The sequence below is a fragment of the Streptomyces sp. CB01201 genome, assembly GCF_002803085.1.
GTDB lineage: Bacteria > Actinomycetota > Actinomycetes > Streptomycetales > Streptomycetaceae > Streptomyces > Streptomyces hundungensis.
Window position 1 is genome coordinate 83832 of the sequence record NZ_NNBJ01000024.1, and the last position, 16572, is coordinate 100403.

19 protein-coding genes are annotated in these 16572 nt (G+C 68.4%); 13 read left to right on the forward strand and 6 right to left on the reverse strand.

Annotation, left to right across the window (positions count from 1 at the left end):
- Window positions 1–127 precede the first annotated feature (127 nt).
- From mobF to CG740_RS35015, 6 genes are all read left to right on the forward strand, one after another.
- Window positions 128–901 (forward strand): MobF family relaxase, encoded by a 774-nt coding sequence (gene mobF / locus CG740_RS34990; protein WP_159030489.1) that lies wholly within the window; start codon window positions 128–130, stop codon window positions 899–901.
- Window positions 898–1233, forward strand: coding sequence for a transposase family protein (locus CG740_RS34995; RefSeq protein ID WP_159030490.1), 336 nt, complete (start codon window positions 898–900; stop codon window positions 1231–1233). The genes mobF and CG740_RS34995 overlap by 4 nt, the downstream gene beginning before the upstream one ends.
- Window positions 1234–1366: 133 nt before the next feature.
- Complete coding sequence (locus tag CG740_RS40005; protein ID WP_159030491.1) at window positions 1367–1822, forward strand: hypothetical protein; 456 nt, start codon at window positions 1367–1369, stop codon at window positions 1820–1822.
- Between the two features lie 261 nt (window positions 1823–2083).
- The gene (locus tag CG740_RS35005) at window positions 2084–2326 is read left to right on the forward strand and encodes a transposase family protein (protein WP_100579351.1); all 243 of its coding nucleotides are present in this window, start codon (window positions 2084–2086) and stop codon (window positions 2324–2326) included.
- A gap of 166 nt (window positions 2327–2492) precedes the next feature.
- Entirely contained in the window at window positions 2493–3413 is a 921-nt protein-coding gene (locus CG740_RS35010) for an oxidoreductase (protein ID WP_100579352.1), read from the forward strand.
- A gap of 390 nt (window positions 3414–3803) precedes the next feature.
- Window positions 3804–4214 (forward strand): Imm10 family immunity protein, encoded by a 411-nt coding sequence (locus tag CG740_RS35015; protein ID WP_100579353.1) that lies wholly within the window; start codon window positions 3804–3806, stop codon window positions 4212–4214.
- A 108-nt stretch (window positions 4215–4322) separates the two neighbouring features.
- Here the strand turns inward: CG740_RS35015 and CG740_RS35020 are convergent, their stop codons facing one another.
- Complete coding sequence (locus CG740_RS35020) at window positions 4323–4769, reverse strand: hypothetical protein (protein ID WP_100579354.1); 447 nt, start codon at window positions 4767–4769, stop codon at window positions 4323–4325.
- Window positions 4770–5467: 698 nt separating this feature from the next.
- Between CG740_RS35020 and CG740_RS35025 the strand changes: the two genes are divergently transcribed.
- Both CG740_RS35025 and CG740_RS35030 read left to right on the forward strand, forming a co-directional pair.
- Window positions 5468–7126, forward strand: coding sequence for a replication-relaxation family protein (locus CG740_RS35025; RefSeq protein ID WP_100579355.1), 1659 nt, complete (start codon window positions 5468–5470; stop codon window positions 7124–7126).
- A gap of 93 nt (window positions 7127–7219) precedes the next feature.
- The gene (locus CG740_RS35030) at window positions 7220–8080 is read left to right on the forward strand and encodes a hypothetical protein (RefSeq protein WP_100579356.1); all 861 of its coding nucleotides are present in this window, start codon (window positions 7220–7222) and stop codon (window positions 8078–8080) included.
- Window positions 8081–8627: 547 nt separating this feature from the next.
- On the opposite strand, the gene CG740_RS40010 is transcribed toward CG740_RS35030, so the two are convergent.
- On the reverse strand, window positions 8628–9101 hold the full coding sequence (locus tag CG740_RS40010; RefSeq protein ID WP_159030492.1) for a hypothetical protein: 474 nt from the start codon (window positions 9099–9101) through the stop codon (window positions 8628–8630).
- A gap of 120 nt (window positions 9102–9221) precedes the next feature.
- Between CG740_RS40010 and CG740_RS35040 the strand changes: the two genes are divergently transcribed.
- Complete coding sequence (locus CG740_RS35040; RefSeq protein WP_100579358.1) at window positions 9222–9575, forward strand: hypothetical protein; 354 nt, start codon at window positions 9222–9224, stop codon at window positions 9573–9575.
- Window positions 9576–9666: 91 nt separating this feature from the next.
- Here the strand turns inward: CG740_RS35040 and CG740_RS35045 are convergent, their stop codons facing one another.
- The 3 genes from CG740_RS35045 to CG740_RS35055 all read right to left on the reverse strand — a co-directional run bounded on the left by CG740_RS35045 (window position 9667) and on the right by CG740_RS35055 (window position 11421).
- Entirely contained in the window at window positions 9667–10635 is a 969-nt protein-coding gene (locus CG740_RS35045) for an ATP-dependent DNA ligase (protein ID WP_100579359.1), read from the reverse strand.
- A gap of 59 nt (window positions 10636–10694) precedes the next feature.
- Window positions 10695–11024, reverse strand: a complete 330-nt coding sequence (locus CG740_RS35050) for a DUF6233 domain-containing protein (protein WP_100579360.1) — start codon at window positions 11022–11024, stop codon at window positions 10695–10697.
- Between the two features lie 166 nt (window positions 11025–11190).
- Complete coding sequence (locus tag CG740_RS35055) at window positions 11191–11421, reverse strand: hypothetical protein (RefSeq protein WP_100579361.1); 231 nt, start codon at window positions 11419–11421, stop codon at window positions 11191–11193.
- 567 nt (window positions 11422–11988) lie between these two features.
- On the opposite strand from CG740_RS35055, the gene CG740_RS40015 reads away from it, so the two are divergent.
- A complete protein-coding gene (locus CG740_RS40015) occupies window positions 11989–12309 on the forward strand; it encodes an STAS domain-containing protein (RefSeq protein WP_159030493.1) in 321 nt (106 codons plus the stop codon).
- Between the two features lie 352 nt (window positions 12310–12661).
- On the opposite strand, the gene CG740_RS35065 is transcribed toward CG740_RS40015, so the two are convergent.
- Complete coding sequence (locus CG740_RS35065; protein ID WP_234376660.1) at window positions 12662–12805, reverse strand: hypothetical protein; 144 nt, start codon at window positions 12803–12805, stop codon at window positions 12662–12664.
- A gap of 697 nt (window positions 12806–13502) precedes the next feature.
- Between CG740_RS35065 and CG740_RS35070 the strand changes: the two genes are divergently transcribed.
- From CG740_RS35070 to CG740_RS35080, 3 genes are all read left to right on the forward strand, one after another.
- On the forward strand, window positions 13503–14525 hold the full coding sequence (locus CG740_RS35070) for a bifunctional DNA primase/polymerase (RefSeq protein WP_100579383.1): 1023 nt from the start codon (window positions 13503–13505) through the stop codon (window positions 14523–14525).
- Window positions 14522–16069 carry a DNA primase family protein gene (locus CG740_RS35075; protein ID WP_100579363.1) on the forward strand — a complete coding sequence of 516 codons (1548 nt, stop codon included), beginning with the start codon at window positions 14522–14524 and terminating at the stop codon, window positions 16067–16069. The genes CG740_RS35070 and CG740_RS35075 overlap by 4 nt, the downstream gene beginning before the upstream one ends.
- 114 nt (window positions 16070–16183) lie before the next feature.
- Window positions 16184–16567 carry a DUF6009 family protein gene (locus CG740_RS35080; RefSeq protein ID WP_100579364.1) on the forward strand — a complete coding sequence of 128 codons (384 nt, stop codon included), beginning with the start codon at window positions 16184–16186 and terminating at the stop codon, window positions 16565–16567.
- The last annotated feature ends 5 nt before the right edge of the window (window positions 16568–16572 follow it).

A 16572-nucleotide genomic window follows, 5' to 3' on the forward strand; every position in this document is an offset into this window, starting at 1 on the left:
TGAATGTTGCTCAGTGGTGCTGGATGGTGTTGTCCGGGCTGGGTGTGAGTGCTGCCGGAGAGCCCCTGGCGGGACGTCCCGCTGATCGGCCTTTTCTTGCAGGTCAGAGCGGTGTGGCGTGGTCTCCATGACAGTGGATATCAAGCTCGTCCGGGACGGTCAGATGTACCGCTACTACCTGCGCGAGACCGTCGTCGGAGACGGCCGCCGCCCAGCTCGCATGCCGCTGCGCGAGGCACAGGAGCAAGCCGGTGTCCCGGCCGGGCGATGGATGGGCCGGGGACTTGCCGTGCTCGGACTCGCGCCGGGAGAGGAGGTCACCGAGGCGCAGCTGCGGAACCTCTTCGGGGAGCGCGGCCGGCACCCGGACGCGGACCGGCTCGAGGCCGACCGGCTCGCCAAGGGCGCCTCTCCGAAGAAGGCGTTCAAGGCCGGCGCCCTTGGACGCCGGGTGACGGTCACCGGAGTCGATTTCGTGTTCCGGCCGCAGCCGACGATCTACCTCCTGTGGGCGCTGGAGGAGGAGGAGACCCGGCGGGGGATCGAGGCAGCGCACGAGCGGGCGATCGAGCGGGTGCTGGAGTGGATCGAGGACGAGGTCGCGGGGATTCGGTACGGCAAGGACGGCATCTACCGGGTCCGACCGCCCGGCGGTCTGGTCGCCGCCCGCTTCCGCCACTACGAGGCACGCTCCGGTATGCCGCTGCTCCATGACCATCTGCTGCTCTCAGTGAAGGGGCAGCGTCTGCACGGGAAGTGGAACTCGATCCACCCCTGGCCCTGCACGAGAACACAGTGGCCGCCTCCGCGCTCTACAACGAGCTTGTGGCCGCTGAGGTCTGCGAGGCGCTGGGGCCGGCGACCGAGCCGCGCACCGTCACCCGGGGGCGCCGGCCGGTGATCGAGATTGCCGGTTATGTTGCCGCTTGCGACACCGCCGCCCGGACCGACCGCATCATCGCCATCTGCGAAGAACTCGGCATCGCCGTGCTCGCCGACAAGGGCTACGTCGGCGCCGGCGGCATCTTCGAGACCCCGATCAAGCGCACCGCAGGCTGCGAACTTCCCGAGAAGTACCGGGCGTTCAACAAGGGCCACGCCCGTCTGCGGGTCGCCGTTGTACGAGGTGTCGCCAAGCTGAAGACCTGGCGCATCTTCCGTCACGCCCGCTGTAGCCCCAACTGGCTCACGTCAGGCGTCGCAGCGGTCCTCACGCTCACCGTCTACACCTGAAAATGCTCACTGTGCGATCGATTCCTTCCGAAGGAACCGGCCGAAAGTAGCTCTAGCGAAATTGTGCTGCATTCGGAAAAATTTTCGGCGCGCATTGACCGCACAACACGCCACCGGTTAAGGAGTCCGCACCTTGCTCAAGCTCTCAAGGGGGCGTGCTGCCGCCGTAAGCATCGCCGCCCTGGCGCTCGCCAGCGGCAACATCATCTCAACTGCTGGCACCGCCCAGGCCAGCTGGATCGAGCACTGCGGCAACGACCAGGGCGGTTCCTCCGGCGCCCCCTGGTACGGCTGGACCCTCAACACCTGCATCCTCAAGACCGATTGGGGCACAATTGAGGCCAGGGTCCACGGATCTGGCGGGGATACCGACGTACGCGTCTATGTCGGCGTCTACAACTCCTGCAACGGCATCACCTACGGCATCAATGGCGACAGTGAAAGCAATCACTTCTATCCCTTCCCGGGAAACAGCTACTTCCAACTTTCGAACGAGGTGAATCTCTCGTGTTCATCAGGCCTTTGGGGCATCGCCCGACTCTCTGAGAGTGGGAACGGGTCGCCATGGGTCTGGTCGAGCCGCCTGTGACCTCGCTCGCCGGCGGTCATAATCGCCAGGATGAACGCGGCGTCGGCGTCCAGCGGGTGAGGGCTCTCGATCCGGGGCAGCAGCAGCCCAGGTGATGGCGGCTGTTGAGGTCGGCGACACCGATGCGGCGAGCCGCCTGAGCGACCGCACGGTCCGGGAGCCCAACGATCCCGTTGCCACTACCGCCGCCCTTCTTGACGAGATCATGACTGGCACCCAGCAGCTGGACTCGGGGCACTGGCGGACCTTGGCTTCCGCGGCATGGACAACGACATCCTCGACCTCGTGATCGTCACTGGCTACACCGCCAACCGCATCCACAAGCTCACCCCGGGCCAGAAGGATGCCAACCGCGTCCTCGCCGTCGGACGCGCACCGGTCGAGCATGGCTTCGCCCACCTCAAGAACTGGCGGATCCTCGCCAAGCTCCGCACCGACCCCGCCCGCGCTACCCGCCTCCTGTGCGCTCTGCTCGTCCTGACGAACCTCGAAGTCAACCGCTGATTCACAGAACGGACTTACCCACGTGCTCTCGGGAATTCAACGGCTCTGTGACGACGTTGAGTTCCCGATGGAGATGTGACGTTTCGCCCAACCCTTTGACCTGTCGCAGGGCACCGTGGCAGCCCCATACTCCAGGACCCGACAAACCAACGGGCGAAGGAGCACGGTGAGCACAGCGGCGGCGGCAGGGACTTGGAAGCTCGGGGACCTGGAGGTGAATCGCATCGGCTACGGCGCGATGCGGCTGACGGGCAATGGCATGATGGGGAACTCCGACGGCAAACCGATCGATCGCGATTTCGCTGTCGGTCTGCTGCACCATGCGTTCGAGCAGGGTGTCAATCACATCGACACGGCGGCTTTCTACTTTTCATCGCTGCGGTCCGCGAACGAGCTGATCAACCGCGCTCTCACGTCCTGGTACGGCGACGTGGTCGTGGTGACCAAGGTCGGCCCGGCGCGCGATCCCGCTGGCGAGTGGCTCCCCATGGCCCGCCCCGACCAGTTGCGCGGTCAGGTCGAGGAGAACCTGCGCCAGCTCGGCCGAGATCACCTGGACGTGGTGAACCTTCGCGTGAACGGCCCCGGCACGGCCTCGATCGCCGAGCACTTCGGAGCTCTCGCCGAACTGCGCGAGGCCGGCCTGATCCGGCACCTCGGGCTCTCCGCTGTCCAGCCTCAGCATGTGGCCGAGGCGCGAATGATCGCGCCCGTGGTCTGCGTGCAGAACTCCTACGGCTTGGACTGGCGCCGCGCTGACGAGAGCGGGCTGGTGGACCTGTGCCGGGAGCAGGGCATCGCCTTCGTCCCGTTCTTCGCGGTCTCTGGTCTGCGGCGTGAGGCAGCCGCAGACCAGGAGTACGACGCGCGCGTCCACTCCGTCGCCCGCGCCCATAATGCGACGCCGGCCCAGATACGGCTCGCCTGGACCCTCCACCGCGGTCCGCACGTGCTGGCCATTCCCGGCACCACGAACTCGGCACACCTCGACGAGAATATTGCCGCCGGAAGCCTGCGTTTGACCGAGCAGGAGTTGGCCGTCCTCGATAAGCCAACCGAGGGCACTGGCAGAGCCTCAACCGTCTGATCGTTTGAAGGGCCTCAATCCCGCTGACAAACGATCTACTTCACAAACTGCCGCCCACGACCAGCACGAGCATCCCGGAAGAGCATCACACCAGCCCTTTGACCTGCAACTTCAAGTTGGGAGAGGCTCGGTGATGTGCACCGGAGGGATGACACCGCACCACCGCACACCGCACCGGTGCGCACCAGATGCGGAGTGCGCCTCGTGAGCTATCTGTCCTGCACGCGTGAACCTGGCGAATTCCAGATCAACCTTGCGAGGGAATCGGCCCCGCTGAGACAGCGTCGTCGGCCCCTACTGAGGAGCGGTTTGGAGTGGCCCCACCTTGGCTGTGATGACGTCGACGCCCCTCCTGGACGCCCTGTCTGACCGCCTTGATACAACCTCGTCATGACGTACCGATTCACCGCTCGCGTCGCTACCACGGAGATTGATCCTGATGGCTACTTCACCGAGGCCGCCCTCGCGGAGGGCGAGGACGGCAGCGGCTTCATCCTGATGTTCATGGCGGGCGAAGAAGAGCCCGATGACCAGGAGGTCGCGCTGGGAATGGACACTCACTGCCTCGTCACCGCTAGCCAGGGGACGGCATACGGATGCGTGCGGGAAGCCGTCCTGGACGGCAACATCCTCCGCATCTCACTGGATCCCGAGGCGCTGGAGAGCCTTCGGCTGGACGAGGGCGAGATCGAGGCCGTCATTGAGGCTCCGGCCGAAGATGTCACCCGGTTCCGCGTGATCCTTGCCCAGGTGCTCGCCTACGGGCGGGCGGACGCCGTGCCCACGCGGCTGGCAGTCTGACGAGAGGGGTGGGGCCAGAACATGCCGTCGAAGACACCCTCGATTTCGCCAACTTAAGCCTGGACGGTCCGAGGCTTCGACTTCCAACCGAAGCTTGCGAGCCGCAGGTCAGCTCACACCCCGCTCGCCAAGTGAAATCGGAGAGGACACTATCGCCAGGCGCGCGCCGCGCAGCGCCTCCAAGGTGTCGGCGGTGTCCTCGTGGTCGGGGTCCGCGACGACGTTCACCATGAACCGGATGATGCTGCGGGCGATGCCCGGTGCCGCCGTGGTGGGAGACTCCCGCTCCCAGTCGCGCAGCGCGGACAGCAGTACGCACCCGACCTCGTCCAGGGCGAAGGAGTCCGCGCACAGGTCGGCCTCTGCGTCCACGGCCGTGACGGTCCAGACGATGTCCTCCGCGAGCCGCAGCAGGATGAACGCCAGCTCCGGGTCGGCTTCCGCCCGCCCGGCGACAGCGGCGCCGCCGCCCGTCTGGAGCGCCAGGAGGTAGTCGAAGCCCCGCTCCACCTGGTCGGGCGTGAGCGGGGTGCGGGTCGGGATCAGGTACGGCATGAAGCTCTCCTCACGATGGCCGCCGCGCGACTCGTGGCGTGCTCATCGCATGGAGGGCGGGCGGGCCTGTGGACAGAGGCAGAGATTTCTCCCCGCCTCAAGAGAAAGGGATGAAGTGGGGCTGCAAGGGCCAAACCGGGCCCCCTTGTCCAGCGTGGTCGGCCCGACCACGAGACCGCCCCCGACCCCTTGTCCACCTCTGCTGCCGCCCGACCACCGCCGCATTTCTCCTTGACCAGGCTTGCTACCGGCCTCGGTCAGACCGCGGACAAGGGGGTCCCCTGCACGCTGCTCCTTCACCCCTACCGCCCCGGCCGGGGCAGCGAAGGAGACGAGACGATGGCGAGCACCCACCCGAGGGCCGTACAGCGAAGCCGCTCGGGCCGATCACACCGGAAGGCCGGCCCGTGGCGGGCAAGCCCAAGGGGACTCCCTGGGTGCTCACTTCAAAGGCCCCTCGGGAACCCCCTTTGGTGCCCGGCACCCAGAGGCAGGGGAAAACCCCTTGTCAGAGCCGCAATCGGCGCGAAAACTGCGCCGTCACAACCCTCTTCTCTCCTCCTGATGTCCGTAGTGGAGGAGATCATCTGGTTCCGGGGCGCCCGGACGCCCTCCCAGGCCAGGCGCGGCCAGCGCCAGCAGCGGCGGCGGTCGGCCGGCGGCCGGTCGCGAGCAACGAGAGAGAGGGAGCAGGGCTGATGGCGGGGAAGCGGAAGAACAACCCGGCGGGGTCGACGAACAGTTACCGCGGCGACGTGCTGCGCGTGCTCGGAGCGCTGAAAGTCGCCACGGCTGATCAGATCCAGCGAATCGGCGCCCCGCACCTGACGTTCCGGCACGCCGACAAGCCGACCCCGTCGAAGCAGAAGCAGGCCCGCACCGCCTCGCACACCGGCGCGCTCTCCGACATGCGCAAGCACGGCCTGTCCGAGAACGGCGGCTCCACCGAGACGGGGGACTCGCTGCGGAACCTGACCCTCAAGGGACTGGAGGCCGCCTCCTACGAGATGCGGCGCCCGGTGACGGAGATGGGCTCCACCGCGCGCGGCGCGGGCTCCAGCGGGGCCTCCCACCCGATGGCCGTCAACGAGACCGTGATCGCGATGCTGCGCCCGAAGCCGAACCTGGCCAAGCTCGCCGACGACCCGCCGCACGTCCAGGCAGCCGCCCGGGCCGCCGTCGACGGACCCGACGGAATCGGCACCATCGCCTCGTACTGGACCGAGGTCCCGCTCCCGGCGACCGGCACGTGGAACGCGCCCGGCAAGGGCGGCGCCCAGGCCGACCTGGTTCTGACCGCACCGCAGGACGGCGTGCCGCTGCTGTTCATCGAGGTCGACAACTGCCACGAGACCGCAGAGGAACTCGCCGCCAAGCTGGAGAAGTACGCCCGGTTCTTCCGCCGGAAGACGAAAGACACCGACGGCAGGGAACGCCCGATGTGGCGCACCCGCTGGACGGCCCCGGCCACCTGGTCCGGCGACGCCTCACACCCGCCCGTCCTGCTGGTGTTCAACCACGTCGGAGAGCGCAACCCCAACCGCACTATCCCGCGTCTGATGGAGCTCACCCGGCACCTGTGGCAGGGCGAACCGGCCGAGGACGGTCACCACCACCACTACGACGAGAAGATCCCGATCGTCGCGGTCGGACTGCGCAACCTCCGCGAACACGGCCCGGCCGGCCCTGTGTTCCTGCGCTTCGGCCGTGCTCACCCGCAACCGCTCCTCGATGCGATCGGCAACCCGCGCCGTGCGGCGGCCGATGCCCGAGCCCGGGAAGTGGCCAGGGCCCGACAGGAGGAGTACCAGGCACAGCTGCGGCGGGTGGCCCAGGACCAGGCGACGAAGCAGGTCGCCGAGCGTGAGGCGCGCCGTCCCGTGTGCGCCGGCTGCGGGGCGAAGTTCACCGACGAACGGTGGAAGGCGACGCAGGCGACGAACTGGAACACCCCGCAGGATTCCCGCCCGCATCTGTGTGATGGCTGCAAGCAGAAGACCGGACCGGCCGCCGACGGCACGGCGGCCGGTCCGCAGGAGCACCAGGAGCCGGAGCGCGCGGACGGGGAGCCGCACGGCTTCCGGCGGAACACCCAGCGCCCCGTCTGCACCGAGTGCGGTGGCGACTTCACCAACGAGCGGTGGCGGGCCACCAAGGGCGACGATTGGGACAGCACACCCCAGGAGCCCCGACCGACGCTGTGCGGGGACTGCGACCGGCGGCACTTGAGGGCCGAATTGGAGGAAGCCTGGCCGGGTGTGCTTATCGGGGACCTGGACCAAGTACACAAGCAGGAGCAGGAGCAATCCGTGCCCGATCAGAAGGCCACCGGCTGGTTCTCACGTCTGCGCCGCTGAGCCGGGCAAGCCGTCGGCGGCTGCGGGCAAGCCCAAGGTGACCCTGGGCAAGCCCGCGCCGCCGGCGGCGACGCGATGGGTACAAGTACCGGTATGGCAGGGGAACGTATCCGGTGGCCGGTCGTGGTGGAGCGGGCCCAGGAGATCGTGGAGAGCTACGAGGGCGGCGTCACGCTGCGCCAGGTCATGTACCGCCTGGTCTCCGAAAGGGCGCTGCCGCACACGGCGCCGATGTACCGGCGACTGTCCGCGCAACTGGCCAAGGCTCGCCGCGAGGGTCGCTTTCCCGACCTGATCGACACCGTCCGGGAAGTCCACGCACCGCCCGCCTGGCCGGGCGTGGACGCGTTCGTACGGGAGATGCCCGGCTGGTTCGCCCTGGACCGCACCGCCGAACAAGAGCACGCGCTGTACGTCGCTGCCGAAAAGGACACCCTCCGGCAGCAGCTGACCGGCTGGCTCGCCCCGGCGGGCATCCCGGTACTGGTGGTCCGCGGCTTCGGATCCCAGTCGTACGCCGACGTCGTCCGCGACCGCGTCACCAATGACCCGCGCGATGGCGTCCTACTCGTGGTCGGTGATTTCGACTGCTCGGGCGAGGACATCGAACGTGACTGGGTCACGCGCACAGGCTGCTGGAGCCGGACGGAGCGGATCCTGCTGACCTACGACCAGGTCCACGCCTACAAGCTGCCCGCGACCGAGGGCAAGCAGGGCGACCCCCGGTGGCGGACCTTCGCCGACCGCTACAGCTTCGACCCGGCCCGCCCGGTGCAGTGGGAGGTGGAAGCCCTGGAGCCGGCCGAACTCCAGCGCCTGGTCCTCGCCGCCGTCGATCCGTACATCGACCGCCACGTCCTGGCCCGGCAGATCGCCCGTGAGGAAGAGCAACGCCAGGCCCTCGCCACCTTTATCGAGGGCTGGGGCCAGGCGAGCGGGGGAGCGCCGGCATAGCGTGGGCCGAACCTCCGGCGAAGACTTCGGCTGCGAGTGGGAGTTGCCCCGGGGGTTGCCTGCACGATTGCTTTCGGCGGGGAGCCGGGAGTGGGACCGCAGGTGTGGACCCTCTCAACTGCCGGATGCTTATCCGCGCAGGGCAGAGGCCATGGGCAAGCCTGTTCTCGGTGCCGACACCTCTCATTCGTTAGTAATTAGAGGTCCTGGATCTCTGATGGGCCCGGGGCGGCATTGTGCCGACGCCTACGGCGCCGACGGAACACTGGGGACTGGCACATGCGGGCTCTACGGCACCTTCCACCGCATGCTCGGCCAACTCCATCACTGCCTCTTGGTACGGGTTCTGGTTGATGAAGCGATCTCTTTCCCGGCAGCGCCCCCACCAGCAGGAACAGCCACCGCGTGAAGCAGAACGGGGTAGCTTGTCCCGGGCGGTGGGGGAGACGATCATTTGGTCATGAGAGCCGAGGTGCAGACGTTCGTTGCCGACGGGCCGCTTCCCGACTGGGACGCGAGCGAGGAAGAGATCGACCGGCGTGACGGCTCAGAAGCCGGTTCCCTTCTGGCGCTGCCGCTGGAGGTCCGTCAAGTCGCCGTGACGATCGGCGATGCGTGCGCGTGGTCCGGAGGCTTGCATGTGGTGGGTCAGAGTCTCGCGGACTGCGTGGCGGACCGTTTCGAAGGCATCGGTGTCGAACACGCCCAGGAGGTAGTTGCGGAGTTCGTCTCCGGTACTGGGCGGGGCTGGGCAGGCCTGGAGCGCGGAGAGAACGTAACGCTCCAACACGGTGGCCGCTTCGGAGAGCTGAACCTGGGCGATGTCCGGGCCGGTGAGGTGGGCGGCCGTGGCACGGTCGCTGAGGCAGGCGGCGAGCAGGACCACTGCCCGGGTCCGTAGCGGCTCCTGTGCGGTGTAGGGCGCGACCTGCGCGTGCCACAGCATGAGTTGGTCGGCGGCGGAGACCGCGTACTCCCAGTCGGTGGCCGGCCTGCGCAGCCCGGTCCTGGCATCTGTCATGGGCCCACCCTCTCAACTCGCTCACCGCACAGGCCAGAGCGAGGAACGTGCAGGGCGGCGCCCGCACGCGGAGCTGTTCTCGCCGATAGCGTGGGTGCCCAACCGTCGAAGGGGGAGTCGATGTCGAAGACCGCGCTTGAGGTGGCCGATGAGCTGGTGGCGTGTTTCCGCTGGGCGGACCGGCCGCAGTCGTTGGGGGCGGGCCAGGCCCGGATTCTGAGGGAGGATCAGTGGGTCAGGATCACCACCTCGCCCTACGACAGCGTCGTACGTCTGCACATTGGCACGGTCACCGACGGCACGCCGTCGAATCCGCAGGGGGAGTGCACCGTTGACGACTCCGGAGACATCAAGGCTGTCGTCGACGCGCTGGAGGCCCTCCAGGACCGTGTCTGGGGAGGCCCGCAGATCATGAATCTCTCCGAGGCGGCAGAACATCTGCTGCACCAGATGGACACGGACAGGCCCCACTGATTCAAGCGGGTCCCGTCGACGACGCAGGCCACGGCCTTGAGCCGTCGTGGCATCCAGCTACGACAATCCGATGCCCGCCTTCGGGTGCGGGTCACTCGCCGAACAGCGGGACCTGTGGCGCCTCGATGTCGGTGCGGACGCGACGCGGCCGGACCGGGTGCCGCCATCTTCCTGCGGAATCACGGGCGACGTCGACGGCGATCTCCATCACGACGTCGGGCCGTACGAGGTGCGCTTCGAGGGAGCGCGATGTTCCCCATCCGGCACTGAACGTCCACCCTGTCCAAGGATGAGCGAGCGGAGCCGGGGACAGGCGCTCGGCCAGGGCGCGGCTGGCGGCCTGGGACAGCGTGGTGCTACGACCGGCGTACTGGAGATGTCCCGCGGCGTCGTAGCGGCCCAGCAACACCGTCCTGGGCAGGACAAGGGAACCGGATACGGCTCCGACGATGGCCTCAGTGGTCGCCCTGACTTTGTATTTCCGCCAGGACCGCACCGGCCGGTAGGGCTCATCGAGCCGTTTGAAGCACAGCCCCTCCAGCCCGGCCGCAGTCCAGCCAAGCCACTGATCAGCCACCGTTGGGTCGGTGGTCGACGGGCACAGCGTCAGCGGCGCCGTCAGGCCGCGGTCCGTGAACAGGGCCTCCAGTACCGAACGCCGCCGCGCGTAGGACCAGTTGGTCAGATCCTTGCCTGCGTGGACCAGGTCGAAGGCGACGTAGTGTGCCGGCCACCGCTGCGCCCCCTCGGCCGCGGCGGCGCCGCGGCGCCCCATTCGCTGCTGGAGCCGCTCGAACGCCAGCCGGTCGGACTCCCAGATCACCAGCTCGCCATCGAGGCCCGTGTCTGGCGGCAGCTGCGCCAGAGCCGCCGCCCCAATCTCGGGGAAGGCACCGAGCAGGTCCGTGCCCTGCCGAGAGCGCAGTACGACCCGGCCGCCGCTATGCATGGCGAGCTGCGCCCGGAATCCGTCCCACTTGGGTTCGGCCGCATATCCGGCGGGCAGCACGGGACTGTTCACGGCCACGGTCAGCATCGGCTCTGGCAGAGACCACGTCATGCCGTGATGCCTTCCACGCCGGCGCCCCGCACGATCGCCCTGGCGCCTCCCGTCCCCGGTCAGTCCTGCGGGCGGCAGATCTGGCAGCACTCGATGCCTTCCTCGGCCATCGCGATCTGCGCCTCCATGGCGTCGAGGTAGCCGATCTGCTTGGTGTAGAGACCGCAGTTCGCCCGGTGGAGAAGGGCGACGCCGCCGTCGGCGCGGGAGGGCTGAAGTTTCCACGACACCTCGATGCGCCGCTTCTTGTCCCGCTCACGCTGCCGCTCCTGCTCGGCCTCAAGCTCGCGGATCACGGCGCGGGTGCGCTCCAGCTGGTGCGCCTGGTACTCCTCCACGACGCGGAGCTTGGCGAGGCGGGACAGTTCCGAGGGATGCGGGTCGTGCATGGTCAGCGCCTGCCAGCCGCTTCCACGAGCTCCCGGCAGGCGGGACACAACGGGTTGCCACCCTCCCCGAAACGGTGCGCCGGCTGGTGGCAGCGAGCGCACGAGCCGAGGAGCGAGGGAGGACAGGCCCGCACGTCCAGCTGTCGGTGCGGCGCCGGGGGCGTGCTCACGCGGTTCTCCTCTCCTGCGATTCTGCGGTGCGGGCCTGGCGAAGCAGTTCGGTGCGGTCCGCGGCCGACCGGCCGGCACTCCAGTAGGGGTGGCTGCCGATGCGGCAGGACAGCAGCTGAAGGCGGCGGCGCAGCACGGTTCGGAACGGGGTGCGGGCGAGCGCCTCGTAGGTCCGGGTCCGCTCGCGCTGGGTCTGTACGAGGTCGGGGGGAAAGGTTCGCGCCATACCTCAATTAGAGCACCTGTTCGAATTCTTTCGCATCCTGTCCCGCCGCGGTCGGGGGCCGGATGTGACTGAGCGCTTCAGCTGGCGGATGAGCGCCGTAGTTGGCGAGAACTGAGCGGCTCAGTTGGCGGGCAGGATGGCGGTTGGCCGCCGTCGAGCAGTTGCGGGCTCCGCCGACGGATCCGGGCTTTGCACATGCTGTGGACGGGCGGTCGATTACTGCTGCCGTTGGTGGTGCTGGAGATCGGCGTCGGGGCCTCGTAGTAGCCGTGATCCGGTGACGGGCGGCGGGCGCCTCACGTTGCCGTCTGCTGCATGGGCGCTGGCAGGCCACCACGGAGGGCTGTTGGTTTCGGGCGGAGATGGTGGCAGGCTCGTACAGTAACCAGCCTGGCTGGTGGGAGACCCCGCGCTGCCGGGTGGTCACGGGAGGTGGCTGGCGGACGGTACGGGTGGTCTTACTCGGCTTCACGCGGCGCCACTGCCACGTGCTTGACGGCCTTCTCCGCCCCACTCGACGGGGAGCGGACCGCAAGGGGCTCCCCACCACCGGACGGCGGCGAGACCATGAACTGCACCTTCGACGTCACCGTGACCGAGTATCCCTACCGCGCGGTCATTGCGGTCGCGGATGAGCTCGACCTGGACTCCTGCCCCTACGTCACCGAGGCCACCGACGCGCTCCCCCTCCGCGGTCAGACCCTGGTCATCGACCTGTCGGCGGTCACCTTCATGGACTCCATGGGCCTCAGCATGCTGCTGCGCCTGCGCCGCCGCGCAGAGAACGAGAGCGGAACACTCGAACTGTGCGGCATAGGCGAACAGGTCGCCCGCGTCCTGGAACTCTCCGAGGCCCGCCCGCTGTTCACGTGCGTCCCCTGCCCGTGACGCACCCGTAGGCAGCGGACAAGCACGGAACCCTGCCCTGACCCCGCCGGCTTTAGGGTTGTTTTTTTCGGCGAGAACTACCGGGCCCCCCAGAGCGGTGCTGCCAGCCTTCCTCGCACCCTTGACCGCGACCGCCTCCTCCGGGGCCAGCTCCCTCGGAGCGGTGCAGACCGCCCGGCGCCCTGTACACATAGCTTGGCCCAGCGTTCGCGCCCAGATCGTGGGTGCCGGCGTCGCGCAGGAGAGCGGCGATGCGGAGCGGGCCGGTCACCGTGGTGAAGAGGGGCGGCCGGGTACGACGACGGCGCACTCCCGGTGGGGGGAGCCGTGGTGGCGGGGCAGGAGCCGCGAATTATCCGGCCTGCCGCAGAGCGGGCGGTGCGTCGGGCAGCGGTGCGTCCTCGCCGTCGTCCGGGTCCGGGTCGAAGTCTGTCCCGATGCGGGCGTGGCGGGTGCGCGGCGGGCGGATTCGCCAGTCGGGAAGTTCAGCGGCCACACGAACCTGTCGGGCGCCTTGAGGTGGTTGACCATGTGGCTCAGCGACTCATAGCCGGCCAGCAGTGGGGGATGCGGTTCAGTCCCTCCCTTCAGTCCCTCAGAAAGGTGCAGCTCAGAGGCTTGAGGCGAGGGCCTGAGGGACTGAAGGGACTGAATTTTCTAGTTCCAGTCTTTAGCGTGTGCGCATACGTGCACGCGTGAGGCAGGGTGTCTGACTGCTAATGCCACTCATAACTGGGAAGTTGGGTCCCTTCAGTCCCTCGGTTGACGTTTGCGAGGCGCTGACCTGGTCTTTTGGAGGGGACTGAAGGCTTGGACTGAAGAGTGGGACTGGCCCCTGCGGGGTCACGGCTTCAGGTAGGGGGGGGCAGCGGCCACCCCACGGTCTTGGCCGCGAAGGGTTTGATGTCGGTCCGCCCCCGCCCCCGGGCCCGGGGGCGGCTAAAGGGACCGAAGGGACTGAAGTTTGAATTCGCGGCGCGGCTCGTGCATCCTCGAAGCCGCGTGCGCTAGTCTCTCAACGTCATTGAAAAGTTCAGTCCCTTCAGTCCCTCATTTGGTGGGATCAGGCCTGTGACCTGCGTCCTTGCGCCGGGACTCAAAAGGGGGCTAAACGGTTGAGTCCCTGTCAAGGAAATCGTGTGCCCGCTGCCCGTAGTGTGATCGCACCGCACACGGACAACCGCGCCCACGCCGTGGCCAGTTGGTGTGCCGCGCGTGGCTGGCCCGTCCATCCGCTGGCTCCGGGCCGCAAGACCCCTGCCGGGAACTGTGAAGGGTGCAAGAAGCCCGACCACCCGCCGCAGGAATGCCCCTGTCACGAGCAGAACGGCTGGTGTCACGGCTTCCACGCGGCCACCCTCAACTCGGCCCGCGTCGACGCATGGTGGGGCGAACACCCCAACCTTGGAGTCGGGATCGCATGCGGGCCGGCACGCCTGGTCGTGATCGACGTCGATGCTCACTCAGCATCCGTACCTGACCGCTGCCGACTGCTGCCCGGCATCACGATCCCCGTTGCGGTCGACCTGGATGGCCTGGCCTCCGGTTTTGACACCCTGGCCCTGCTCGCGGCCTACCGCGGTCAACCCAACCCGGCCGAGGACTCTGCCACGCTCCGTGTCCGCACCCCGTCGGGAGGCCTCCACCTCTGGTACCGCCTGCCGGACGGCCACCCGGGATACCGTTCGTCAGCCGGCTCCAGCGCCGGTGCCGCGCTGGCCTGGCAGGTCGACATCCGTGCCCACGGCGGCTACATCGTCGCGCCCACCACCCGCACCAGCCAAGGACGCTACGTCCCAGTCGGTGACGCCCGCGAGCCCGCTCCTCTCCCTTCCTGGCTCGCCGGCGAACTGGAGAGGACCGGGCACCACCTGGCCCCCGCGCAGGCCACAGCGCCCGCCGATGTCCCGGCCCCCCGGCGAACCCGTAGTGCCCCCACCCGGGCGCTGCGCACTCTCGAGCCGCTCCTGGCGGAAGTCGCCTCCTGCGCAGCAGTTCCCGAAGGAGCCGCGTTCACGGAGAAGTTGAACCGTGCCGCCTACACGGCCGGGGGACTGGCCGCCGCGGGCCACCTCACCGAAACACGCGCGCTCGCCCTGCTCACTGAGTTCGCCAACCAGGCCCGGCCGAGCCAGGAACGGCGCAGCCAGTCCGTCATCGTCTCTGCTCTGCAGGCCGGAGCCCGCCGGCCGATCCACTACGAAGGACGTTCATGAGCAGCGCCGAGAGCCGCTTCGATGCCGCGGCCGCCGCCCAGCAGATGCTCGACCTCGAAGCCCTCCCCGTGCAGCCCTCCCTGCCCGCCCAGCAGAGCACCGGTGCCGCCGGGCAACCTGCCCTGGACCAGACCGCTTTGCAGGGCCGTCTACCGGGGCTGTTGAGCGACCGGGGCAACGCGAAACTGTTCGCGTCGCTGTACGGGGACCAGTTCCGGCATGTCGAGGGCCTGGGCTGGTACACGTGGGACACCTACCGGTGGAAGCGAACCGGCGGGGAGAAGGCCGCCCTGTGGGCGGCCGGTGACATGGCTGAGCAGATGCCGCCCACCGACCCCACCGGAGCCCACACCGACCGGGAAGTCGCAGCCCACCGCAAGCGCGCGATGTCCACCCAGGGCATCAAAGCCATGCTCACCCAGGCCAAGGCCTCGCCCGCGCTCGCCCTGGACCCCGACGTCCTGGACGGCGACCCCTACGCGCTGTGCACCCCCGGCGGCGTCATCAACCTGCACACCGGCGAGCTCCGCAAACCCGACCCCGTGCGTGACCTGCACTCCCGGGCCACCACCGTCGCACCCGAAGCGATGCCCACCCCGCGCTGGCACCGCTTCCTCACCGACACCTTCGGCGACGACGCCAAAGGCACCGAGACCATCGCTTTCCTCCACCTCTTGCTCGGCTACTCCATTACCGGCGACGTCGGCGCCCAGATCCTGCCCTTCCTCTACGGAACCGGCGCCAACGGTAAGAGCGTGCTGCTGGACGTCATGACCCAGATCCTCGGCGACTACGCCCAGGCAGCCCCGCCCGGCTTCCTGATGGAAAAGGGCAACTACAGCGAGCACTCCACCGAACTGACCGAACTCCACGGCCGGCGCATCGTGGTCTGCTCCGAACTCAAGCCCAACGACAAGTTCGACGAAGCCCGCGTCAAACTGCTCACCGGCGGCGACCGCATCACCGCCCGACGCATGCGCCAGGACTACTTCAGCTTCAACCCCACCCACAAGCTCTGGCTCCTGGGCAACCACCGTCCCGAAGTCGGCACCGGCGGCCACGCCTTCTGGCGCCGCATCCGCCTCATCCCCTTCGAACGCGTCGTCCCCACCGAACGCAAAATCGACAACCTCGCGCCCGAACTCGTCACCAGCGAAGGCCCCGGGATCCTGCACTGGCTCATCGAGGGCGCCGGCCGCTACCTCACCACTCGTGACCCGCTGACCGGACCGGCCACCGTCCGTACCGCCACCGAGGCCTACGCCACCACCGAAGACCACATCGGCCGCTTCCTGACCGAAGCCTGCACCACCGCCGCGCCCGACGACGGCGACCTGCGGGTCGAGCAGGGCCTGCTCTACACCACCTACGCCGCCTGGTGCTCGAGCGAAGGCCTGCGCCCCGCCACGGCGCGCGCCTTCGCCAACCGGGTCCGCCAGGAACTCAACCTCGCTTCCCCCTCCGAGATGATGAAATCCAGCGGCAAGAAGTATTACCCCGGCCTCGGACTCCTCGCCGACGACCCCACCCAAGCAGGCGACTGACATGCGCGCCCTGCCATCGCAGCTCGCCGCCGCCTACCATGGACACCGACCCGGGCGTCAGCACGGACACGGTCCACGACCTGTACTCGCCCCCCATGTGAAGGGACTGCAGCCATGAGTTCGCTGCTGAACGAAAGCGACCTCCGCCACGAGACAGCCGTGGTGTGGCTGGAAGACCCGGAAAACCTCGACTATGTCCGCCAAGCCCTGGACAAGCTCGCCCGCCGCCGTGGCAAACCCCGCTACGAACGCGACGGCCGCATGGTCGGCTACACCGAACTCGACCCCAGGGCCGAAGCCGACCCCGACAGCGGCCTCTACCGCCGCCGCGTGTTCTTCCTCCTGCCGCACGACCGCGACACCGAACCCGACGGCGTCTACCAAACCGGTGCCCCCGGCGAGGCCATCGACCCGCGCACCCTCGAGCCCCAGCGCGCCGGCGAGAAGACACCCCGCTCACAACAGGGCCCCGCTGCCGCCATAGCCACCAGCAGCTGAGACTT